The sequence below is a fragment of the Holdemania sp. Marseille-P2844 genome (assembly GCF_900120005.1).
Classification (GTDB): Bacteria; Bacillota_I; Bacilli_A; order Erysipelotrichales; family Erysipelotrichaceae; genus Holdemania.
This window is the reverse complement of record NZ_LT635451.1, coordinates 274,033-295,991: the sequence shown is the minus strand read 5'-3', so window position 1 is coordinate 295,991 and position 21,959 is coordinate 274,033. Positions and strand designations below refer to the sequence as shown.

Genomic DNA, 21,959 nt, shown 5'->3' with positions numbered 1-21,959 from the left:
TTTCCGTTACAATAAAATCACCACAAATTACAGAAAGGAAATCTCACTATGTCCATTACTCATTCTATCGTATCTGTTCTCAATTTAAAAGACCCTCATCTTCATTTCTCTGAGGATTGTGTCTCTTCTCAGTCGATTCGTGGTGTTGACTCCCTTGTCTTTTCCGGCTCGCTTTCTTATGACCCTCCCTCTTCCTGTCCTCTCTGCGGGTCCTCCAACCCCGGCTCGGCTATCATCAAACATGGTACGAAATCCTCCCTCATCACCCTGCCTTCCGTTTCCCGCCGCCCCGCTTATCTCCGCCTCAAAAAACAACGCTTCCTTTGTAAACATTGCGGCCATACTTTTACGGCTTCGACTTCCATCGTTCTCCCTCATTGTTTCATTTCCAATAACACTCGTCTCTCCATTGCCCTCGACGCCAAGATGAAGACTTCTGAAAAAGATATCGCTTTCCGTCACTCTGTTTCTCATGCCACGGTGAATTCCCTTCTTCAACAGCTCTATCAGGATTTTAAAGTCCAGCGGAATTTTCTTCCCCCTCATCTCTGTTTTGACGAGTTTCGCTCTGTCAAAGGGGTTGATGCTTCAATGTCTTTTCTCTTTCTTAACGCAGAATCCGGTCAGATTCTCAATATCCTTCCTGATCGCAGAATGCCCGTTCTCATCCGCTATTTCATGAGCTATTCCAGGAAAGCCCGCGAAGCCGTTAAAACCGTTTGTATGGATATGTATTCCCCTTACTTCTCTGTCGTTCACCACTGTTTCCCTCACGCCAAGATCATTCTTGACCGCTTCCACATCGTTCAGCTGCTCAGCCGCGCTCTCAATAAGACCCGCGTCAATTTCATGAATCAGAGTAAGCCTCATTACAATAAGCTCAAACGCTATTGGAAACTCCTTCTTAAATTTGAAGATGACCTGAATGATCAGGACTTCAAAAAATGGGTTTGCTTTCCATCTCTGATGCGCGAAATTGACATTGTCCACTTCTTAGTTGAACTGGATCCCGAGCTCAAGGCGACTTATGAGCTCTATCAGAGTCTCCTTACCGCGCTCAACCGGAAAGATCCTGACGCCTTCCTCCAAGCTTGTCTGAATCCCGATCCTTTGATCTCCAAGCCCATGAATACCGCCATTCAGTCCTTAGTGGAACGGAAAGAGGCAGTGATCAACGCCTTGACTTACTCATTTTCTAATGGCATGATTGAAGGTACGAATAATCTGATTAAGGTCATCAAGCGCCTGGCTTTCGGTTATCGTTCTTTCATTCAATTTAAGACCCGCATTTTACTTATTTCTAACACCTTAGTTCCCTGCCGTTTTCTCAATTAAAAATGAGTCCCATTTCTGGAACTCATCTGCGTCTTTCTTGTTTCGGTTTTTCTCTCACCAACACCATTTTTGAAAGAGCCCTTATTTTATTTCGATGATCTTCATCATGTTGGCGCTGCCTTCGCCCGTTGGGTAACCGGCGGACATGATGATCAGCTGGCCTGGCTTCAAGCCGTAGCCCTTGGCGATAGTGCTCGCCAGTTCGTCATCATTGGTCAGCTCATTCTGGATATCCGAGAAGATCGGCGTTACGCCCCAATAGGCTTCCAGCTTGCGCTGCGTGCTCTTGGTGAACGTGACGGCCAGAATTGGAACGCACGGTCTGAACTTGGAGATTCGCTTCGCCGTGGTGCCGCCTTGGGTGAAGACGACAACCGCACCGACGTTCTGCAGCGTCAGCGTCGCATCGGAAACCGCGATGCCGATCGCATCCTGAACCGTCTTGCGGCTGGACTTGATCGAATGATCCAGACGCTCACGGTACGGAATGATCTTTTCGACCGCTTCCGCAATCGTCGCCATCGTTCTGACCGCTTCGACCGGATATTCGCCGGCCGCGCTTTCACCTGAAAGCATGATCGCATCGGAGCCATCCAGAACCGCGTTGGCAACGTCGCTCGCTTCCGCACGGGTCGGACGCGGGTTGGCCATCATGGATTCCAGCATGTGGGTTGCGGTGATGACCGGCTTGCCCATTTCATTCGCCTTATGGATAATCGTCTTCTGGTAAATCGGAACATACTGTGTCTGAACTTCAACGCCCAGATCGCCGCGCGCAACCATGACGCCATCCGCAACTTCCAGAATCGATTCCAGATTGTCGAAGCCTTCCTGGTTTTCAATCTTCGCGATGATCTGGATCGTCGGCTTGCCCATTTCGATCAGGATCTTGCGGATCGCCAGAACGTCTTCCGCCCGTCTGACAAACGAAGCGGCGATGAAGTCAACGTCTTTTTCGCAGCCAAAGCGGATATCCGCATCGTCTTTTTCCGAAATAAACGGCATCGACAGCTTCACGTTAGGCACGTTGCAGCCCTTGCGAGTTTTGATTGTTCCGGAGTTTTCGACGCGGCAGGTCAGTTCCTGTCCGTCGTTTTCCAGAATCGTCAGGCGCATTTTGCCATCGTCGATCAGAATGTAATTGCCAGCCTTCACGTCCTCAAACAGTTCCGGGCAGGCGATGTGGAAACGCTCGTGCGTTCCTTCGATTTCCGCGCGGCAGATCTTGACGATATCGCCCTTTAAGAAATCAGCCTTGCCATCCTTAAAGATTCCGCAGCGGATTTCCGGGCCCTTGGTATCGAGCATAATGGCCAGGTTAATGCCGATTCGTTCGCTGACCTCGCGGATCATGTCGATGCGTTCGCCATGGGTTTTGTGATCCTCATGCGAAAAGTTGCACCGGACGATATTCATGCCTTCCTTCGCCAGCTTCTCCACCATTTCCGGGGTGTTGCTGGCAGGACCTAACGTACATACAATTTTAGTCTTCTTACCTAACATAATCTTCCTCCTTCAACTTATACTAACCGGTCAAACAGACGATACAAGTCCTTCCGGGAATGCCGTGGGGAAGACAGGGCTTCCTCAATCGGCATCGAAGTGACCTTGTTGTCAATCATCCCGACACAGTGTCCGCCGACGCCGTCCATCAACAGATCGACCGCTTTTTCGCCCATCATCGAGGCTAAAACACGATCTCTCGGCGATGGCGATCCGCCGCGCTGCACATGGCCCAGTACAGTCGCCCGTCCGGCAAAGCCGGTATTCTGGGAAATCTTGCGCGCTAACTCGTCGACGTCCGCGATCTTCTCTGAAATGACGACGATCGCATGGCGTTTCTTCACGGCTTTGTCCAAATACCGGAGCCGTTCCAGAACATCCAGCTCGTCATAGCCCGTTTCCGGCGTGATGACGATCTCGGCTCCGCAGGAAATCGCAGCCCAGACCGCCAGATCGCCGCATCGGTTGCCCATCACTTCCACGACGGAACAACGATGATGCGAGCTGGAGGTATCACGCAGTTTATCCACCGCTTCCACGACGGTATTCAGCGCCGTGTCAAAGCCGATCGTAAAATCGGTGCCCGGAATATCGTTGTCGATCGTTCCCGGCAGACCGATACAGTTAATGCCCAGTTTCGTCAGCGCCATCGCGCCGCGATAAGAACCATCGCCGCCGATCACGACGACCGCGTCGATCTTCGCGTTCTGCAGCGTCTGCACCGCTTTTTTCTGTATTTCCAGGTCTTTGAATTCCGTTAAACGGGCCGACCCCAGTACGGTGCCGCCCCGGTTCAGAATATCGCTGACGGTGGATTTATCCATCGGAATGTAATTGCCCTCGACTAAACCGCGGTAACCATCCTTGATGCCCATGACCTCAAAGCCGTTGGCCAGCGCCACGCGCGTCACTGCCCGGATCGCCGCGTTCATGCCCGGAGCATCGCCGCCGGACGTCAAGATTCCGATTCTTCGTATCATACGTAACCCTCCTGTCATTTCCCGTATATCATAGCATTGAATTTGAAAATTGTGAAACTAAATCGACGTGTTTCGGCGATTTTTTCCAGTGATTTTCATCTCTTTCGACAAGGCTTTTATGCGTTCCATAATTCTAACCGCTTTCAATTCTTCCTTGTCGGATTTTTGATTATACATGTAGTGATTTTCCAGCGAGCTGAAGTTTTCATTGCTTGTGAACCAGGTCAGTTTCTGACGGTCCATCCGCTCGTTGAAGATCGGCAGCAGCACTTCGTCGCGCAGCCAGGAGGTCACGCTTTCCGCTCCGATATCGTCGAACACCGCAAAGTCCGCACGCTTCATTTCGTACAGCTCGTCCTCGAAGCTGTCGCGGTCGTCAAGCAGCCCCTTGATCCGTGAAGCCATCGTCGGCACATGCACGAACACAACGCGCTTGCCCTGACGGGCATAGCTGTTGCACGCGCAGGCCGCAAGATAAGTCTTCCCCACTCCCGGCGCGCCAAACAAATAAAGTCCTTTTTCCGCCGGTGCTAACAAATTCTGCGAGATTTTCGCCACCGCTGCCGCGTATGCCGTCTCTTCCTCGTCGATGTTGATATCAGTGATCGACACCGTCCACAAACGCCGCGGCAAATCGTTGATGCGGTAGTTGTGAACATGCTTTTCCGCCTGCAGCTGCTGCCTGGCATAACGGCACGGACGGACCTGAAGCGTCAGAAACCCAGTATACGACAGATCGAGCACCTCGCCCTTTTGTTTCTGGCGGCATTGATTTAAGCCCGCACAGTTCTGGCACAGGCTCAGCTGGTCGATCCATTGATGAAACCGGTACGGGTAGTTCTCAACCCAGCTTTCATCCAGACCGTTGGTTTGCAAAAAGTTCTGCACCAGCGGATGAGCTTTCATTTTGGCGGCCAGCGCTTGTTTTTCCTTCAGCTGTTGTTCGTTCAGTTGGATTCCCCATTTTACGGCTTCCATCGCTTAGCCCTCCTGTTCGCGCAGCCGGCGGCGGATTTCTTCAAATTCTTCACGATCGAAATCCGTTTCTTCTGCGGTTTCTTTTTCCGATCCGGTCTTCATCTGGACGTAATAATCCGGCAGCACGTCTTTGCGGCTGCCGCCCCGGCCGCTGCGGCCGCGTGGTTTTTTAGCTTCCGCCATGGCTTTTTCCGCCGTATCAACGCCGGAGCGGATCCAGGCTGCGGCAAGCGAGGCGACAAAGGAAGGAACCAGCTTGTTATCGCTGATGGACAAAACGTGTTCCAACAGAATATTGACGACCTTCGGATCCATCTTCATCTCGGTGATGAGCTTCTCAATCGTGCGTTTATCGCTGTCCTGCACCGGCACACCGTTCTGCTTGGACTGCAGAAAGGCGACCGGCGGCAGATCGTATGGATCGTCCGAGACCTTTTTCGCCGGCTTTTTCGCTTTCATGACAAACGCCGTGGAGCGCAGCTTTTCCGCATCCAGCGTGTTGTTCGTATTGTCTGTGCAGCGGCCGACCAGAATCAGCATTTCATCGGCGCTTAAGCCGTACATCGTCGCCAGCTCCCCGATCAGGCGCAGATTCTCATTGGTGCGCGCTTCAATCGGAAAGACGAGGTTGCTGGCGCGGGTTAAGAAGCGCTCGTAATCGAAGTGAATGGCCGGATGATCGCCGGCGTCGAAATTGTACCGCGGTTTGATACTGGCAAACTGTTCCTCGCTCTCGGCGTCCCAGTTCTCGATGACCGAGCTTTTGAATTGTTCGCTGACTTCCTCAAAGCCTTCCCGCGACAGCTCGATGTGCGCCAGCTTGTTAAGCGAAAGCTGGTATTGCTTCGCCCCCATGATCCGCGCGTACAGCCGCCCCAGCACCTCATGCTTAAAAAACCGGTCGGCTTCCAGCGGCGGATACAGCACATAAATGTAGTTGTCCTTGCCTTCTCCGGTTTTGATATAACTGCGCATCAGCATCATTTCTTCCAGCTTGCGCCGTGAGCGTTCCAGCACCGTGATGTCCATGTTCATGATCTGACATAACCGGCCGTGCGGCTCAAACGAACGCTGGTGCTTGGCTTCGCTGATCAACGTCAGATACAGCGCCGCCCCGGCGCAGCCGACCAGCGGCTGATACAGCGACATTAAGGAATTCAGCGCGTCCGCGCCCAGCGGCCGCAGCACTTCACTGCGGTATCCGTCTTTCGCTTTCAGTTCCATCTTGTTTCTCCTTGATCCATTGTTGAATCTGATCTTGCATTGCGGGAATATCCCCGTCGTTGACGATCGTCAGCGTCGAACGGCGGCTTTTCTCTTCCTGGCTCATCTGCGCCGCCATCCTTGCCCGCGCCTGCTGAGGTGAAAGACCGCGGCCCTGCTGCAGCCGCTGCAGGATGGTTTCCAGCGGCGCGGTGACGGTGATGATCTCGTCAAACTGCTTTTCCATGCCCGCTTCAAACAACAGCGGCACCTCGGCAAACCACAGCGGCGATGAGGAGGCTTTTGCCTGGCGGTTTAATTCCGCCTGGATCAGGGGATGCGTGATCGCTTCGAGCTGGCGCCGCCGCGCGGCATCCTGAAAGACGATCGCGCCTAAAGCCGCCCGGTCGATTCGCCCTTGATCATCTAAAATAGCGGGACCGAAAGCTTCGACGCAGGCTTTATATCCCGCCTGATCCGGCTGCAGGATCGCATGGCTGATCGCGTCGCAGTCAGCGACCGGATACCCCAGATTTCGTAAGCACTGGCTCAGCGTCGACTTTCCGCTGCCGATCACGCCGGTGATCGCGATTTTGATCATATTCGATTCCCGTTCCTCTCTTTTTCTGACAATGCGGACAATAGTAGGTCCCCCGCTGGGCGACCGCAATCTTCTTGATCGGCCCGCCGCACAGCGGACAGGCTTCGCCTTCCCGGCCATGGACCTGGATCTGCAGCTGAAACCGGCCGGTCACCCCTAAGGATGAGGTATAGCTGCGGATCGAGCTGCCCCCGGCCTCAATCGCCAGGCTCAGGATCTGCCGGGTGACCTCCGGCAGCGCGGTGATCTGCGCTTTTGTCAGCTGGTCGCAGCGTTTGCGCGGATCAATCCGCAGCGCGAAGCAGATCTCATTGGCATAGATATTGCCGATGCCGGCGACAAAGCTCTGATCGAGCAGGACTTGTTTAATCGGAACTCGGCGTTTCTTTAAAAATGCGCGGCAGTAGTCCGGATTAAATTCGTCGTCGAACGGCTCCGGCCCCAGCTCGTGAAAGTGGCGCAGATCGCCGTTCAGTTCCATCAGCTCCATCGTCCCGAACTTGCGCGTATCGTGATAGCGCAGCTGCGTCCCGTCGTCCAGATCGAAAATCACATGGATATGCTTGGACAACGGTTCTTCAGGACGCTGGACATAAAACTTTCCTTCCATCCGCATGTGCGCGATGAAATAGACATCATCCATCTGAAAGACCAGGTATTTCCCGCGCCGCGAAAACCGGCGGAAGTGCTGTCCCTCTAAGCGCCGGCAGAATTCGCCGGCATCCATCTGAATCATCTTCGGCATGCGCACTTCAACGTGTTCGATCCGGCGGTCAGGAATTAAAAGTTCCAGCGTGCGGACGACCGTTTCAACCTCTGGCAGCTCCGGCATCTTATTTCGCCTCGTACCAGGTACTGCCGATTTTAGTTTCCGCGACTAACGGCACCTTCAGTTCCATCGCGTGCTCCATTCCCTCCTGGATAATCGCGCATAACGCATCCAGCTCGCCTGGCAGCGCGTCGAAAATCAATTCGTCGTGAACCTGCAGGATCATTTTGGATTGCAATCCCTTTTCGCTGATCGCCTTGTCGATGCGGATCATCGCCAGCTTGATCAGATCGGCAGCGGAGCCCTGGATCGGAGCGTTCATCGCGGCGCGCTTGCCGAATTCGCGGGTCATGTAATTCTTATCGTGAATCTCCGGCACTTCCCGGCGCCGGCCCAGCATCGTCGCGGTATAGCCGTGTTCCTGGCAGAAGCTGATCACCTGATCCATGTATTTGGAAATGTTCGGATAGCTTTGCAGATAGCGCTCGATGAATTCCTTCGCCTGAGCGCGGCTGATATCCAGCTGCTGAGACAGGCCGAAATCGGAAATGCCGTAGACGATCCCGAAATTGACGGCTTTGGCCTGGCGGCGATGCTTCGCGTCAACCTGATCAAGCGGAATCTGGAATACGTCTGACGCGGTTTTGGTATGAATATCGACGGCATGCCGGAATGCGTCCAGCAGCCCCTGCTCGTCCGCCATGTGCGCCAGCATTCTTAATTCGATCTGGGAGTAGTCGGAAGCGACCAGCACATTGCCCTCGCTCGGCAGAAAGGCCTTGCGCACTTCGCGGGATTCCTCATCGCGGACGCTGATATTCTGCAGATTGGGTTCGGTCGAGGACAGCCGGCCGGTCTGAGTCGCGCATTGATTGTAGATCGTATGGATTCTTCCATCCGGATGAATGTATTTTTTCAAGCCTTCGGCATAGGTGCTGTACAGCTTTTGATATTTTCTGAATTCCAGCAGATCGGCGATAATCGGATGCACGCCCAGCAGCTTTTCGAGTACGTCGGCCGAGGTTGAGCGCTTCTTCCCGCTGGCCGGCAGTCCCAGCTTGTCAAACAAGACTTCGCCCAGCTGTTTCGGCGAGTTGATGTTGAAAGTCTCTCCGGCGGCGGCGTAAATCGCATCGGTCAGCGCGTCCAGGCGGGCCTGGGTCTGCCGGGCAATATCGTCGAGTGTCTGGGAATCAATCCGGATGCCTTCCTTTTCCATCTTATACAGCACGACGGCTAAAGGCATTTCCACATCGTAAAACAGCGAAACGATTTCCATCTCCTTCAGCTTCGGCTCGCTGTTCTTCCACAGCGCGTCGATCAGCTGAATTTTCTGGGCACACAGCTGACGCTGAAGCTGCGGCTCCGGCAGCTTCATCTTGCCCGGCTTGCCATATACCTCATCCATCGTCACCGTTTCCGTCAGGCCGAATTTCTCACGGATCTTCTGATCACTGGTCAGCGTCGAATCGCACAGGAACGCGGCGATCATCGCGTCGATTTTCATTCCGTTGATCGTCAGTCCCGCGCCGTCGGCTAAATGCAGACAAGCCTTGACGTCGTAGACGATCTTGGTCTTCTCCCCGGCCAGATACGCTAACAGCGCTTCATCCTGCCGGACATCTTCAATCGGGATGTAGACATCCTGGTCCTGATACGCCAGCGCCAGACCGTGAACGTCAGCGAAATAGACCGACGGCTGATCCTGGTCGAGCACCAGGATCGCGTTGTCCTGCAGAAGTGCTTCCGGACAGCGGCGGACTTCCGCCACCGTCAGTGTCGGCTGCGAGGCCGGGGCCTCGGCTTCCGCCTGCTCGCTGATCTGGGTAGAAAGCTTGCTTGCCAGCGAGTTCATCTCATAGCGCACATAAAACTGACGCAGCGGCTCCGGCGTGATGTGAAATGTGAATTCTTCCGTTTCAAACGGAATCTCTACGTCGGTTTTGATCGTCGCCAGACGTTTGGATAACAGCGCCTGATCCTTGAAGGCTTCGACATTTTCTTTCAGCTTGCCCTTGAGCTGGTCGGTGTTGGCGATCAGATTTTCCACCGTACCGAACTGTTCCAGCAGCTTCAGCGCTGTCTTTTCACCGACCTTCGGAATTCCCGGGATGTTATCGGATGCGTCGCCCATCAACCCCTTGAGGTCGCGGATCTGATCCGGCGTGATCCCCATCTTTTCCTTCAGGCTTTCCACGGTCATCTCCTCGATATCGCTGATGCCTTTTTTCATCAGCCAGACCGAGGTCGTCTCGTCGATCAGCTGCAGCATATCGCGATCGGAGCTGAGCACGTTGATATCCCAGTCCGGATATTTCTTAATCATTGAACCGATGATGTCGTCGGCTTCGATATCCGTCATTTCAAACTGCTTAATCCCCGCCGCTTCCAGATATTCGCGCACGATCGGAAACTGTTCCACTAACGCGTCCGGCGTTTCCTTGCGGCCGCCCTTGTACTCGGCGAACAGCTCGTGGCGGAAGGTATGCTTGCCCTTGTCGAAAGCGACGAGCATCGCGTCCGGCTGGATGATCTGAACGGCTTTGTTGATCATCATCGCAAAACCGTAAATCGCGTTGGTCGGAATACCGGTCGACGTCGACATCGGCCGCATAAAGGTTGCGTAAAATGCCCGGAAGAGCATGGAATTTCCATCGACTAACAACATTTTTTTCATGGTTGGATCTCCTTTTGTTTTTAAACTGGATTCAGTTCTTATTTTACCATAAGCCCTGATGAATATCAAAAGAAGCGCAAGCTGGCGCATAAACCGCAGTCCTGTCCGTTTAAATCTTAATTGATGTTTCCTGTGAATAAAATTCTGATTCTTTCAAGTTTTACTAAAACAGAAAAAATTTTAACATTTTCATTTTTCTCAGGAGGATTATTTATTTTTTCCGCAATATTAATAATGTAGGGTTTTGTTGAACCGCGGATGCCCGTCCGGACAGAGTCGATTTTTGGTCTTATCAAAATGGATTCAAACTGACAGATTTTTGTCGTCTGTCATCAAAGGAGGGCAATTCTATGGAACATTTCCTGGAACTTTTTGTCACTGTGGTTTTAAAAGTTGGTTTGCCCTTGATCGAATGTTCGATCAAGGTGATTGAATGCCGCTTAAAAATTATAGAGACCAAAAAGAAATTAGATAATAAAAAACAAGAGTTTTTTGCGTGAATTTGAAAAATCTCAAAATCTCAAAAAACATCAATACAAAAAGATTGAATCTCTTCAACTTTTTGTAATTTGAGATATAATATAGGAAAAGAAATTAGATAATAAAAAACAAGAGTTTTTTGCGTGAATTTGAAAAATCTCAAAATCTCAAAAAACATCAATACAAAAAGATTGAATCTCTTCAACTTTTTGTAATTTGAGATATAATATAGGTGGTTAGCTGGTGAACACAGTACCCGTCTTGCACATCCCATGGATTGTGCGAATTAGCTTGGTGATACAAGCTACCTTGGCAGCTTTCGACTTTAGTGGGGTTGATTGTTGCCTTTTCTTTTGATAGAAAGCGTTAATGGGATTCTCTTTCCTTGATCGTATACTACAGGTTACCGCTAAATATAAAATACATCTTAATCGTTTATTCCCTTTTTTGGAAATCGATAAATGATAGCCTTCTATGTCCCCTGATTCTGCTCTGTTGGGATCATTCCCCACATAGGCTACCATAGCGCCTCTGGTTTTGAATTTGCTTATATCGCCAAACTCTGCGATGATTCTTGATGCCAGATTGGGACCGATACCATCAATACTTAAAATAATAGAGTAATAGGGCGTTGCTTTCGCAAGCTCTATAATTTTATCGAGCTTCGCCTCTGCCTCTTCCATCGTATCCTGGAGATGATGAATGTCATCGACCAACACCGCAACCCAAGCATCTTCTTTATCACAGTCCGGATACGTTTTGTTCGCAAACTCAATCGCCTTCTCTGCAGTTTTCAAACAAACTTCAAAACTATGATCGGTTTGCTTATTCAGTTTTTTTGCCACTTTCTCTGGCTGCTTGTTCTTCAACCTATCGGGATGGGGATACATTTCCAGTAACTGCAGCGAGATTTGACTGTATCCGTCTTGAAAGAGCTTCATATAGCCTGGAAACACGATACTCAGGTGACTTTGAAAGGTGACTTTATACTTTCTTAAATGGACAAGACAGTCTTCATATACACGATTGGCAGTACGCAATTCATGATAGAGATCCGCTTCTTTTTCATCCTCTCGGAGCTCTTTAATATAATAGACTTCCGCTATGGATTCGGGATCTTTTTTATCTGTTTTCTTATTATGTATTTCTGTTTTCCTTTGTTTCGCTGACTGTAACGGCGAGATGGAGTATTGTTTGATTTCGTTCTTTTCTAAAAATCTTTCTAATGGCTTCGTATACACGCCGGTTGCTTCATAGACCGCTACCACTTCTTCGTTTGTTTTCTTCTCCAGTTCTTCTATTTTTGATTTTAAGCAGTTAAAGCCTTCTACGGTGTGAGAAATCCGATGCACCTTTCCCATTTTAGTGCCTCTTTGTGTAAAACATTGGAAGTGACTGTTTCCGTTGGATACATCAATACTAACGATAGGCCCTTTCATGGACAAAACCTCCTTTCACAAATAAGAGAGAGAATACTTCCATATTCAATTCAACTTTGTTTCGTAAGAAATCCAGACGATTCCACTCTTGTGGCGGATGCCTTTTTAGATTTAAACAAGCTTATGAATTTGAATAGGAAGAATGGCATTTTCTTTTACGAACTAGATTGTTCCAAAAAGTGCCAAGCCATTTCTTCTCTATGAGCTTCTCAACTTAGGTTGGCCCACAAAAGAAAAGAAGCTAAGAATATTATATCCTAACTTCTGATACCCTTGATGAGATACTAAGATTAACTGAACATCACCTGTATGATTTCTTCTCAATTTCAATATTTTATACTCATCTAATTCTATTTCGAGTAGGATACTTTATTCCTACTTTTATAATACGAAAAAGTGCCGCAATCAGTCGCAAAGATCATCGGCACTTATCTGTCCACCACTTCTCAAATAAGAGATAGTGTCTGACGGGTATCGCTTTCTCAAGCGTCCCTACGCTTATAGTATATTCCATTCCTGAGTTATTTCAAGAACTTTTTATTTATTTTCTCTGAGTTGTCGCTCGCAAAACAAAAGAGGTGAAAATCTGTTTCCCCTTATTATCCAAAAAAACAAGTCCTCATCTGTNTCTGTTCTCAATTTAAAAGACCCTCATCTTCATTTCTCTGAGGATTGTGTCTCTTCTCAGTCGATTCGTGGTGTTGACTCCCTTGTCTTTTCCGGCTCGCTTTCTTATGACCCTCCCTCTTCCTGTCCTCTCTGCGGGTCCTCCAACCCCGGCTCGGCTATCATCAAACATGGTACGAAATCCTCCCTCATCACCCTGCCTTCCGTTTCCCGCCGCCCCGCTTATCTCCGCCTCAAAAAACAACGCTTCCTTTGTAAACATTGCGGCCATACTTTTACGGCTTCGACTTCCATCGTTCTCCCTCATTGTTTCATTTCCAATAACACTCGTCTCTCCATTGCCCTCGACGCCAAGATGAAGACTTCTGAAAAAGATATCGCTTTCCGTCACTCTGTTTCTCATGCCACGGTGAATTCCCTTCTTCAACAGCTCTATCAGGATTTTAAAGTCCAGCGGAATTTTCTTCCCCCTCATCTCTGTTTTGACGAGTTTCGCTCTGTCAAAGGGGTTGATGCTTCAATGTCTTTTCTCTTTCTTAACGCAGAATCCGGTCAGATTCTCAATATCCTTCCTGATCGCAGAATGCCCGTTCTCATCCGCTATTTCATGAGCTATTCCAGGAAAGCCCGCGAAGCCGTTAAAACCGTTTGTATGGATATGTATTCCCCTTACTTCTCTGTCGTTCACCACTGTTTCCCTCACGCCAAGATCATTCTTGACCGCTTCCACATCGTTCAGCTGCTCAGCCGCGCTCTCAATAAGACCCGCGTCAATTTCATGAATCAGAGTAAGCCTCATTACAATAAGCTCAAACGCTATTGGAAACTCCTTCTTAAATTTGAAGATGACCTGAATGATCAGGACTTCAAAAAATGGGTTTGCTTTCCATCTCTGATGCGCGAAATTGACATTGTCCACTTCTTAGTTGAACTGGATCCCGAGCTCAAGGCGACTTATGAGCTCTATCAGAGTCTCCTTACCGCGCTCAACCGGAAAGATCCTGACGCCTTCCTCCAAGCTTGTCTGAATCCCGATCCTTTGATCTCCAAGCCCATGAATACCGCCATTCAGTCCTTAGTGGAACGGAAAGAGGCAGTGATCAACGCCTTGACTTACTCATTTTCTAATGGCATGATTGAAGGTACGAATAATCTGATTAAGGTCATCAAGCGCCTGGCTTTCGGTTATCGTTCTTTCATTCAATTTAAGACCCGCATTTTACTTATTTCTAACACCTTAGTTCCCTGCCGTTTTCTCAATTAAAAATGAGTCCCATTTCTGGAACTCATCTGCGTCTTTCTTGTTTCGGTTTTTCTCTCACCAACACTATTTTTGAAAGAGCCAGAATATTATATCCTAACTTCTGATACTCTCGATGAGATACTAAGATTAACTGAACATCACCTGTATGATTTCTTCTCAATCTCAATATTTTATACTCATCTAATTCTATATCGAGTAGGATACTTTATTCCTACTTCTATAATACGAAAAGCGCTGTCCCATCCAGCAAGAAGTGTCAGCGCTCATCTGTCCAACGCCACCGTAAACGGTAGCTCATGACGGGTGCCGCCTTTCAGCAACACCTTACACCTTTAGTATAGACATTCCTGACGGAATTTCAACTCTTTTCTCTTCTTTCTGAGTTAATTGAGCTTCTGAGTCATCAATCCCAGAATCACAGCTCCATTTATTTTTCATTACGCCTGCCTTTAAAATCCGCCGCTTAAAATAAAAACGCGAAGAGAACTTTCCCTCCGCGCTGAAATCCAAATACGATGCGCCGATCAGGCGTCTTCATCCTCGTCCGCCGCCGGCTCCTGAACCGCAGGCGTCAGATCGTCCTCCGCCATGCTTTCCAGCTGATTCAGGTTTTCGACCATGATCGACAGATAATCCTTATTATCCTCGCGCTGATCCGCCGATAAACTCGACAGATTGCTCAAATCCACCCGCTGCAGGTTCAGCTCAGCCGAAAGCTGATCGAACAAAGCGAGCATATCCTCCGTCATGTTCGGTTCATATGCGATATACTTCACGTTGTCCTCCACGATCTTGGTCTTGATGATATCCAGCTGCTTTTCATTCGGCAGCACACCGTATTTTGACAGAATCACCGGATAGACCTGAATGCCGTACGTCTTCTGCCAGTTGCCGAAGCTGGCGGTCATCGAAACGAATTTAATCGTTTTCTTCTCATTTTTCAGCGTGCTGGACAGACTTTGATATTCGGCGTCCAGACGCACCAGCTCGCTTTCCAGCTGGCTGTAATTTTCTTCAAAGTAGCGGCTTTCCTCGACGTAATTCTCGCACAGCCAGTCGCGGATTTCCTTCGCCATGCTCGTCATCGCGATCGGATCCATCCACAACGCCAGATCCTTTTCATTCACGTCGATCGAATCGAAGGCGTCGCCCTTGTAATACGCGCTTTCGACAAACTGCTCGACATCGTTGGCGATGACGCGGGTATAACGTTTAAACGAATAAATCGAATTATTGACGGACAAATCCTTGACCGCCGCCGAACTGGCCGAACGGATTTCCGGCAGCACAAGCTGGAAATACGGCTCAAGCTGGCCGATGTGCAGCACTAAATCGGCGTCCTTGACGCGTTCTTTCAAATCGCCGGCCGCCGTCGCGCGCTGGACGATCATATCGTCCTGCAGACTTTGGATCTCAATCCGGTCCCCGCCGATCTTTTCCAGCAGATATCCTAACGGATAAACCGTATATACTACCTTTTTCTTATCGGTTGCGCAGCCGGTTAAAGAGGTCAGCAGCAAGCCCAGAAGAACTAGAAGAGTAATTTTCTTTCGCATGGATGTTCCTCGCTTCCTTTTAGGATTATAGCATATTCCGGCCTTGAAAAAAACCCTCTTTCCGACAGCCTTTCCTCGTCTGAACTCCCTGTTTAAATCAACCAGCTACGCGGTTGGGATGGAAGCGGCTCGACCTTGCCAAAGCGCCGCGCCAGCCATTGTTTTTCATCAAGCAGTCCCCCCGGCTCCAGGATGACGTTATGCCGCTGGCGGTATAAATCCTGCTTACGATGCAGCTTTAACGGATGGGAACAGGGATGGATCAGGCGGTACAGGTAGAAATGCTCAGCCTGATACGCCCGCTGGCGCCAGCTGATCAGGTTGACGGCAAACAGAAACCCGAACACCCCGAGCGTCATCGGATTGCAATTCATCAATCTGACAAATACCAGCGGAATCAGCAGCGCCGATAAACTATACGTCAGCGCCTGAGCCGTTTGATACGGCAGAACGCAATGCCACAGCGACTGCACGATCCGTCCGCCGTCCAGCGGATACAGCGGCAGCACGTTAAACAGAAAAACCGACCGATTGATATCCAGCACCCAGTCAAGCATGACCGGCGATATCCAGCCCAGTTTTGCCAATCCCCCATAAAGCAAGGGAATGACGCCATGCATCGCCAGCCCGCCGGCCAGAATCACCAGTTCCTCCCACGCATCCCTATCGCCGAAATGCTCCAGCGTCAGCGCCAGCCCGAATGGCAGGATCGACAGCTGGCGAATCGGATAATGGAAAAACCACGCCCAGAACGCATGACCGCTTTCATGCAGCGCCAGAATGAAGAAAATGTGGCCGAGCGGCACAACGGCGTGAGAAAAAAAAGCCAGGGCTGCCACCAGGATGGTAAAACCGCTGACTTTGATTTTAACCGGCATCGCCCATCGCCCGCTCCAGTGTAACCGGCTGGCCTTGTTCGCTGAATTCCAGATAGACCGCATCCTGCACCGCGCCCAGAACCGCGCCCTTTAAAATCCGGTCGTTGAGATGGATCTGGACCTGCTGCAGCGCGCCATAGGTCACCAGCACGCCGTTATCCTGCTTCACCATGACAATCGCTCCGCTCTCCTGTTCGCCGATGTATAAGACGACGCCCTCAGCGATGCTCTGCACCTGATTGCCGGAAGCGGGTTTATAATAATGATCCTGAATCAGCTCATAGCTGACCGCCGCCGCGACCGGCTGATCCTTGCCAAACCACTTTTCAAACGGCAGCCAGGCTGATAAAGACTTTAAATGCAGCTTTTCTGAAAGCACTTCGATCTGTTGAAGGACAGGTTCAGGATCCACCCAATGCTGCTTCTCGTTGATCATCCAGCCTAAACCCAGACTGGCCCCAACCATCGCCAGCATGGCCAGACCGTAAATAAGGGTAAATAACGGACTTCCCGGCCCTTCATAGGCGCGCGGACCCGGCGCTTTGCGGCGGGCGGATATGCGTTTTCTGATATGTTTGATCTCACTCATGGCTGATCTCCTCCCCTGATACTACTGTATGCGGACAGGCAAAAGAAAAAGAACGGCGAACCGTTCTTTATTCGTCTTCTGAAGGCAGCGGGTCATAGCGCTCATTGCGGAAACGCACGAGGTTGACGATCACCCGCAGGCTCATAAATACCGGGATCGAGATCATGATCCCGATTGGTCCCAGCAGCATCCCGCCCGCAAACACACACAGCAGCGTCCACAGCGGCGGTACTTGCGAACTGCGGGAATGCACGATCGGCGCGATGATGTAGGCATCGACCATCGACAGCACGCAGATCCCGCCGATTAAGATCAACACCTTCGGCAGCGGTAAGGTGAGCGAAGTCAAAATCCCGATAAAGTTGGCGACTGTCGCGCCGAAATACGGCACGATCAACCCGATGGAGGTCAGAAGCGCGACCGTGACCGCACTCTTATGCCCGATCAGCATGTACAGCAGCGAATATTCGATAAACTTGATCGCCATCAGCATCAGCAGCGAATGCAGATAACCGCTGATTTCCGCGTTCACCGCGCTCAGATAGATCGGCAGTTCCTTGTCAATCGTGCGCGCCAAGCTGAAAATCGTCTTGCGGATCTTCTCAAAGTCAAACAGCACATATACCGAAATGATAAACGCGAACACCGCGTTGGTCAGAAATGAAAGCACCTTGGAAATCAGCTGCGGCAGCAGCGCCGAAAAGTTCGGCAGCCAGCTTTTCGTATCGTTGAGCAGCGTCGTGATCTGCTGGAAAATCCCCGCGACTAAGATGTTCGGCGCGTTTTCATTCATTTCCACATATTGTTGATAGAGCCAGTTCAAGCCGGAAATCATCGAGTTGATCAGCTCGGTCGTCTTGTCGTAGACCATCGGCACGACCATCATCAAGATCCCGATCAACAAAGTAAGCATCCCCAGGCAGACCAGCGGAATCGCAATCCTGCGCGACACGCCCTTCTTCTGCAGAAATTCAATAAACGGATGAACGACATAGGCGATCCCAAACCCGACTAAAAACGGCGTCAGAATCAGCCGCAGCGTCGTCAGCCAGCTCATCCAGACATTCGAGGTCAGGGAAAGGAAGTACAGGATCAGCAGGATCAGCAGAACCTTCAACAAGTTCTTCAGCGACAGCTGTTCTTTAAAATAAGCGTTCATTTTATGCAGCCACCCCATCGGACATCCCTCCCCTGCGTATCTTTATTTTATCATTATCAGGTTCAAAAGAAAACCGAAACAACCGGCTGTGAATCCAAACAAGGATCCCCGAGAAAAAAGGAAAGGACAAAAGAAACAAGATCTTCTGTCCTGATCCGCAGAAATAAGTTAATGCGTTCGGTTTATACTAACGAGGTTCCCCCGTCGACGATAATACGCTGGCCAGTAACATAGCTGGATGCGTCGCTGGAGAAAAACAGGACCGGTCCGCTGACTTCTCCATGCCGGCCCGGACGTCCCATCGGACACTGGGCGCTGTAGCCTTGTAAGAAGGCTTCCGATTTGAACAGCGTGTTCTGCGTCATCTCCGACTCAAACAATCCCGGACAGACAGCGTTGACTGTGATGTTGAACTGCCCGTAGGAACAAGCCATGCCCAGTGTCAAACCGAGCACCGCCGCCTTGGAGGTATTGTAGGCATGACGGATAAACATGTCGTTTTTGTCGCCGATCAAAGCGTTGACCGAGCTGATGTTGACGATCTTGCCATAATTCTGTGCTTTCATGTGCGGAATCACATATTTGCTCATCATGTACATCCCCTTGACGTTGATGTTCATCGAGCGGTCCCAGTCTTCCTGACTCAGCGTTTCAACTCCGCCGCGGACGGCGACCCCGGCGTTATTGAGCAGGATGTCGATGCGGCCGAAATGTTCGATCACGGTCTTGACGGCTTTTTCAATACTGGCTTCGTCGGTGACGTCGCAGCCGACCGGCAACGCATCAATCCCTTTCGCCCGTAATTCCTCGGCTAAGGCTTCCAGCTTATCCTGACGGCGCGCCAATAACGCCACATTGGCTCCTGCTTCGGCATAAGCTCTGGCCGAATCCGCGCCCAAGCCGCTGGACGCGCCGGTGACGACGGCGATTTTTCCTGTTAAATCAAACATCAGTAAACCCTCCTTCCGGACTTTTCAGTCCTCTTGTAACTTCAGTATAACAGGAATTTCCGGATTTGATTCAGGCAGTTATTAAAATCTTTCGTAATTTCACAAGTTAATTGATGGACAATGTAAAAACCGGTATTTTTTGCAAATACCGGTGAATGAAATGCCTTATTGCCCGCTTTTCAGCGCCCGCATTGAGTTGAGAATCGCCAGCAGCGTCACGCCCACGTCGGCGAACACGCCCATTCCCATGTTGCTTTTCCCAAACAGCGTCAGAATCAGGACGCCGATTTTAATCGCCAGAGAGAACACGATATTCTGGCGCAGAATCGCGTGGGTCTTGCGGGATATCTGAATTGCTCTCGCCAGCGCTGCCGGATCGTCCTTCATCAGCACGATATCCGCCGCTTCGATCGCTGCATCGCTGCCGACGCCGCCCATCGCAACCCCCAGATCCGCCCGGGCCAGCACCGGCGCGTCGTTGATGCCATCGCCGACAAACGCCAGCTTTTTTCCTTCCGGCTGCGCCGCCAGAAGCTTTTCAACCTGTTCAACCTTATCCTGCGGCAACAGCTGCGCATAGACGGTATCAATTCCAATCTGGCCGGCAACTGCTTCGGCAACGCTGCGGTTGTCCCCTGTCAGCATGACGGTGTTGCGGATGCCCGCCTGTTTCAGTTGGCGGATTGCAGCCTTGCTTGTGCCCTTGATTACGTCGCTGATCCCCAGCCAGCCCAGATATTCGCTCTCCCGGGCTACATGGATGATCGTACCGATCTCATCGGCCGGCGGGCAATCGATTCCGTGCGCCTGCATCAATTTCTCGTTGCCAAGCGCCAGCTTCCGGCCGTTGACTTCCACCTCGACGCCCTGGCCTGAGATTTCCTGATAATGGCGGATTTTCTGATTGTCAATCGGTTTGCCATAGGCTGCGACAATCGAACGGGCGATCGGATGAGTGGAATAGGCTTCGCCATACGCCGCCAATTCCAATAACGCGTCCGCTTCGGCATGGACCGGCTGAATCCGGGTAACGCTGAACTTGCCCTCGGTCAGCGTTCCGGTCTTGTCAAAGACGACAGTATCGACGTCTTTTAAAATTTCTAAGAAATTGCCGCCCTTCACCAGAATTCCCTGCCGGCTGGCGCCGCCGATGCCGGCGAACAGGCCCAGCGGAATCGAGATGACCAGTGCACATGGACAGGATACGACCAGGAAAGTCAGCGCCCGGTACAGCCAGACGTCAAACGATCCCATCTGAAGCAGAAACGGCGGAATGATCGCGACCAGAATTGCCGCCACGACGACCGTCGGCGTATAAACCCGGGCAAACTTGGTGATGAAACGCTCGATCGGTGCTTTTTTGGAACTGGCGTTCTCAACCAGTTCCAGAATCCGCGATACCGTCGATTCGCCGAATTCTTTGGTGACTTTTACCTGCACGACGCCACTGAGGTTGACCATGCCGGCCAGAATTTCTTCGCCTTTCCGCGCATCCCGCGGCAGACTTTCGCCAGTCAGCGCGCTGGTATCCAGCGACGTTGTGCCTTCGGTCAGAATACCGTCCAGCGGCACCCGCTCGCCCGGCTTAATCAGAATGGTTTCCCCGATCGCTACGGATTCCGGATCCACCCGCAGTTCTTTTCCTTCCCGCAGTACCGTCGCATAGTCGGCGCGGATATTCATCAGCGAACCGATTGATTTGCGCGAGCGGTTGACGGCGTAGGACTGGAACAGCTCGCCGATCTGATAGAACAACATAACCGCGACGCCTTCCACGTAATCGCCGATCGCAAACGCTCCGATCGTCGCCACGCTCATCAAGAAGGTTTCGTCAAACCATTCACCCTGAAAAACGTTGCGGATCGCATTGTAAACGACTTCCCCGCCGATCAGCAGGAAGCTGATCAGGAAAATCAAAACGACATAGTTTTGTTCCTGCAAGAAAATCCCGGCGATCAAAAACACGATGACCGCCAACAGCCTGGCGTTCTGCCGGAAGAAGCCCGGCTGAGCCGCTTCCGGTTCCGCATTTTTCGCGCCTGCCTTCATTTCCACGACGTCGACTTCCGGTTCCAGTTTCTTAACAACCTCCGCAATCGCAGCGATCAGCTCCGTCCGGTTCACGGACGGCTTGGCATCGACAAGCAGCGTCTGTGTAGAAAAGGTGACCGAGGCTTCCTGCACCTGCGGCAGGACATTCACCGCCCGCTCGATCTTCGCTGCACAGTTCGCGCAGTCCAGACCGGCTAAGCGCAGTTTCAGCTCACCTTTCATTGTCGAATGATCGACTTCCGGCAAGGCTTCATGATTGTGACCACAGCCGCATTCCTCTTCTCCATGATGATGTTCGCGGTCTTCGCCGCAGTCACTATGTTTGTGGTGATGTTCGTGATCATGACCACAGCCGCATTCTTCCTCTCCATGATGATGTTCGCGGTCTTCGCCACAGTCACAATGTTTGTGGTGATGTTCGTGATCATGACCACAGCCGCATTCTTCCTCTCCATGATGATGCTCGTGGTCTTCGCCGCAGTCACTATGTTTGTGGTGATGTTCGTGATCATGACCACAGCCGCATTCTTCCTCTCCATGATGATGCTCGTGGTCTTCACCGCAGTCACAATGTTTGTGGTGATGTTCATATTTCTGACTTTCAGACGGCAGCGAACTGTGCGGCGCCGCTTCTTTTTTATCCGTCACTTCCACGATGCGGATATCCGGCTCGACCTTCTTCACAGCCTGAATGATCTGTTCTTTTCTGGATTCGCCTTCAAATTCAACAATCATCTTTTTGTGAACAAAATCGACGGTGACCTCGTTCAATCCCTTGATTCTGCCGACCTGACGCTCCACCTTCATCGCACAATTCGGGCAATCCAGTTCCGGCAGCGCATATACTTCTGTTTTCATAGTTTTTTCCTCCAGCTAAAATGTTGGATGTTCCGATCATGGAACAGGGCTGATGAAAACC

At 50.9% G+C, this 21,959-nt stretch carries 17 protein-coding genes; 3 read left to right on the top strand and 14 right to left on the bottom strand.

What is annotated here, in order from left to right:
- Positions 1-48: 48 nt before the first annotated feature.
- Positions 49-1,335, top strand: coding sequence for an ISL3 family transposase (locus BQ7364_RS08040; protein ID WP_072684247.1), 1,287 nt, complete (start codon positions 49-51; stop codon positions 1,333-1,335).
- 81 nt (positions 1,336-1,416) lie between these two features.
- On the opposite strand, the gene pyk is transcribed toward BQ7364_RS08040, so the two are convergent.
- Genes pyk through polA form a run of 7 tightly spaced genes read right to left on the bottom strand, consistent with a single transcriptional unit; the run spans position 1,417 to position 10,046 of the window.
- Positions 1,417-2,838, bottom strand: a complete 1,422-nt coding sequence (pyk, locus tag BQ7364_RS08035) for a pyruvate kinase (RefSeq protein WP_229056819.1) — start codon at positions 2,836-2,838, stop codon at positions 1,417-1,419.
- Positions 2,839-2,855: 17 nt separating this feature from the next.
- Positions 2,856-3,818 carry a 6-phosphofructokinase gene (gene pfkA / locus BQ7364_RS08030; protein WP_006059031.1) on the bottom strand — a complete coding sequence of 321 codons (963 nt, stop codon included), beginning with the start codon at positions 3,816-3,818 and terminating at the stop codon, positions 2,856-2,858.
- A 57-nt stretch (positions 3,819-3,875) separates the two neighbouring features.
- Positions 3,876-4,796, bottom strand: coding sequence for an ATP-binding protein (locus tag BQ7364_RS08025; RefSeq protein ID WP_072684245.1), 921 nt, complete (start codon positions 4,794-4,796; stop codon positions 3,876-3,878).
- Between the two features lie 3 nt (positions 4,797-4,799).
- A complete protein-coding gene (locus tag BQ7364_RS08020; RefSeq protein ID WP_072684244.1) occupies positions 4,800-6,020 on the bottom strand; it encodes a DnaD domain protein in 1,221 nt (406 codons plus the stop codon).
- Positions 5,986-6,600, bottom strand: a complete 615-nt coding sequence (coaE, locus tag BQ7364_RS08015; RefSeq protein WP_072684243.1) for a dephospho-CoA kinase — start codon at positions 6,598-6,600, stop codon at positions 5,986-5,988. Before coaE ends, BQ7364_RS08020 begins: the two co-directional genes overlap by 35 nt.
- Positions 6,512-7,432 carry a bifunctional DNA-formamidopyrimidine glycosylase/DNA-(apurinic or apyrimidinic site) lyase gene (gene mutM, locus BQ7364_RS08010; protein ID WP_072684242.1) on the bottom strand — a complete coding sequence of 307 codons (921 nt, stop codon included), beginning with the start codon at positions 7,430-7,432 and terminating at the stop codon, positions 6,512-6,514. The genes coaE and mutM overlap by 89 nt, the downstream gene beginning before the upstream one ends.
- A gap of 1 nt (position 7,433) precedes the next feature.
- Positions 7,434-10,046 (bottom strand): DNA polymerase I, encoded by a 2,613-nt coding sequence (gene polA / locus BQ7364_RS08005; protein WP_072684241.1) that lies wholly within the window; start codon positions 10,044-10,046, stop codon positions 7,434-7,436.
- 350 nt (positions 10,047-10,396) lie between these two features.
- Here polA and BQ7364_RS18140 point away from each other — a divergent pair, with 350 nt between their 5' ends.
- On the top strand, positions 10,397-10,546 hold the full coding sequence (locus tag BQ7364_RS18140; protein ID WP_195396376.1) for a hypothetical protein: 150 nt from the start codon (positions 10,397-10,399) through the stop codon (positions 10,544-10,546).
- Between the two features lie 216 nt (positions 10,547-10,762).
- On the opposite strand, the gene BQ7364_RS08000 is transcribed toward BQ7364_RS18140, so the two are convergent.
- Positions 10,763-11,965 (bottom strand): IS110 family RNA-guided transposase, encoded by a 1,203-nt coding sequence (locus BQ7364_RS08000; RefSeq protein WP_072684240.1) that lies wholly within the window; start codon positions 11,963-11,965, stop codon positions 10,763-10,765.
- A gap of 523 nt (positions 11,966-12,488) precedes the next feature.
- Here BQ7364_RS08000 and BQ7364_RS07995 point away from each other — a divergent pair.
- Positions 12,489-13,856: an ISL3 family transposase gene (locus BQ7364_RS07995; RefSeq protein ID WP_200798792.1), complete on the top strand. Its 1,368-nt coding sequence runs from the start codon at positions 12,489-12,491 to the stop codon at positions 13,854-13,856.
- Between the two features lie 524 nt (positions 13,857-14,380).
- Here the strand turns inward: BQ7364_RS07995 and BQ7364_RS07990 are convergent.
- The 6 genes from BQ7364_RS07990 to BQ7364_RS07965 form a co-directional block, all read right to left on the bottom strand.
- Positions 14,381-15,412, bottom strand: a complete 1,032-nt coding sequence (locus tag BQ7364_RS07990) for a metal ABC transporter solute-binding protein, Zn/Mn family (protein WP_072684238.1) — start codon at positions 15,410-15,412, stop codon at positions 14,381-14,383.
- Between the two features lie 92 nt (positions 15,413-15,504).
- Positions 15,505-16,290, bottom strand: coding sequence for a site-2 protease family protein (locus BQ7364_RS07985; protein ID WP_072684237.1), 786 nt, complete (start codon positions 16,288-16,290; stop codon positions 15,505-15,507).
- Positions 16,280-16,879: a peptidoglycan DD-metalloendopeptidase family protein gene (locus BQ7364_RS07980; RefSeq protein ID WP_072684236.1), complete on the bottom strand. Its 600-nt coding sequence runs from the start codon at positions 16,877-16,879 to the stop codon at positions 16,280-16,282. The genes BQ7364_RS07985 and BQ7364_RS07980 overlap by 11 nt, the downstream gene beginning before the upstream one ends.
- A 67-nt stretch (positions 16,880-16,946) precedes the next feature.
- Positions 16,947-18,056, bottom strand: a complete 1,110-nt coding sequence (locus tag BQ7364_RS07975; protein ID WP_083538492.1) for an AI-2E family transporter — start codon at positions 18,054-18,056, stop codon at positions 16,947-16,949.
- Positions 18,057-18,220: 164 nt separating this feature from the next.
- Positions 18,221-18,988, bottom strand: coding sequence for an SDR family NAD(P)-dependent oxidoreductase (locus BQ7364_RS07970; protein WP_072684235.1), 768 nt, complete (start codon positions 18,986-18,988; stop codon positions 18,221-18,223).
- Between the two features lie 165 nt (positions 18,989-19,153).
- On the bottom strand, positions 19,154-21,898 hold the full coding sequence (locus BQ7364_RS07965) for a heavy metal translocating P-type ATPase (RefSeq protein ID WP_072684234.1): 2,745 nt from the start codon (positions 21,896-21,898) through the stop codon (positions 19,154-19,156).
- Positions 21,899-21,959: the final 61 nt, after the last annotated feature.

Excerpts from the sequence above, each read along its gene's own strand:
- BQ7364_RS08040 (WP_072684247.1), top strand. The coding sequence starts at position 49 with ATGTCCATTACTCATTCTATCGTATCTGTTCTCAATTTAAAAGACCCT.
- BQ7364_RS07990 (WP_072684238.1), bottom strand. The coding sequence starts at position 15,412 with ATGCGAAAGAAAATTACTCTTCTAGTTCTTCTGGGCTTGCTGCTGACC.
- mutM (WP_072684242.1), bottom strand. The coding sequence starts at position 7,432 with ATGCCGGAGCTGCCAGAGGTTGAAACGGTCGTCCGCACGCTGGAACTT.
- BQ7364_RS07970 (WP_072684235.1), bottom strand. The coding sequence starts at position 18,988 with ATGTTTGATTTAACAGGAAAAATCGCCGTCGTCACCGGCGCGTCCAGC.
- BQ7364_RS07985 (WP_072684237.1), bottom strand. The coding sequence starts at position 16,290 with ATGCCGGTTAAAATCAAAGTCAGCGGTTTTACCATCCTGGTGGCAGCC.
- coaE (WP_072684243.1), bottom strand. The coding sequence starts at position 6,600 with ATGATCAAAATCGCGATCACCGGCGTGATCGGCAGCGGAAAGTCGACG.
- BQ7364_RS08000 (WP_072684240.1), bottom strand. The coding sequence starts at position 11,965 with ATGAAAGGGCCTATCGTTAGTATTGATGTATCCAACGGAAACAGTCAC.
- BQ7364_RS08025 (WP_072684245.1), bottom strand. The coding sequence starts at position 4,796 with ATGGAAGCCGTAAAATGGGGAATCCAACTGAACGAACAACAGCTGAAG.
- pfkA (WP_006059031.1), bottom strand. The coding sequence starts at position 3,818 with ATGATACGAAGAATCGGAATCTTGACGTCCGGCGGCGATGCTCCGGGC.
- BQ7364_RS07980 (WP_072684236.1), bottom strand. The coding sequence starts at position 16,879 with ATGAGTGAGATCAAACATATCAGAAAACGCATATCCGCCCGCCGCAAA.
- pyk (WP_229056819.1), bottom strand. The coding sequence starts at position 2,838 with ATGTTAGGTAAGAAGACTAAAATTGTATGTACGTTAGGTCCTGCCAGC.
- BQ7364_RS18140 (WP_195396376.1), top strand. The coding sequence starts at position 10,397 with ATGGAACATTTCCTGGAACTTTTTGTCACTGTGGTTTTAAAAGTTGGT.
- BQ7364_RS07965 (WP_072684234.1), bottom strand. The coding sequence starts at position 21,898 with ATGAAAACAGAAGTATATGCGCTGCCGGAACTGGATTGCCCGAATTGT.
- BQ7364_RS08020 (WP_072684244.1), bottom strand. The coding sequence starts at position 6,020 with ATGGAACTGAAAGCGAAAGACGGATACCGCAGTGAAGTGCTGCGGCCG.
- BQ7364_RS07975 (WP_083538492.1), bottom strand. The coding sequence starts at position 18,056 with ATGGGGTGGCTGCATAAAATGAACGCTTATTTTAAAGAACAGCTGTCG.
- polA (WP_072684241.1), bottom strand. The coding sequence starts at position 10,046 with ATGAAAAAAATGTTGTTAGTCGATGGAAATTCCATGCTCTTCCGGGCA.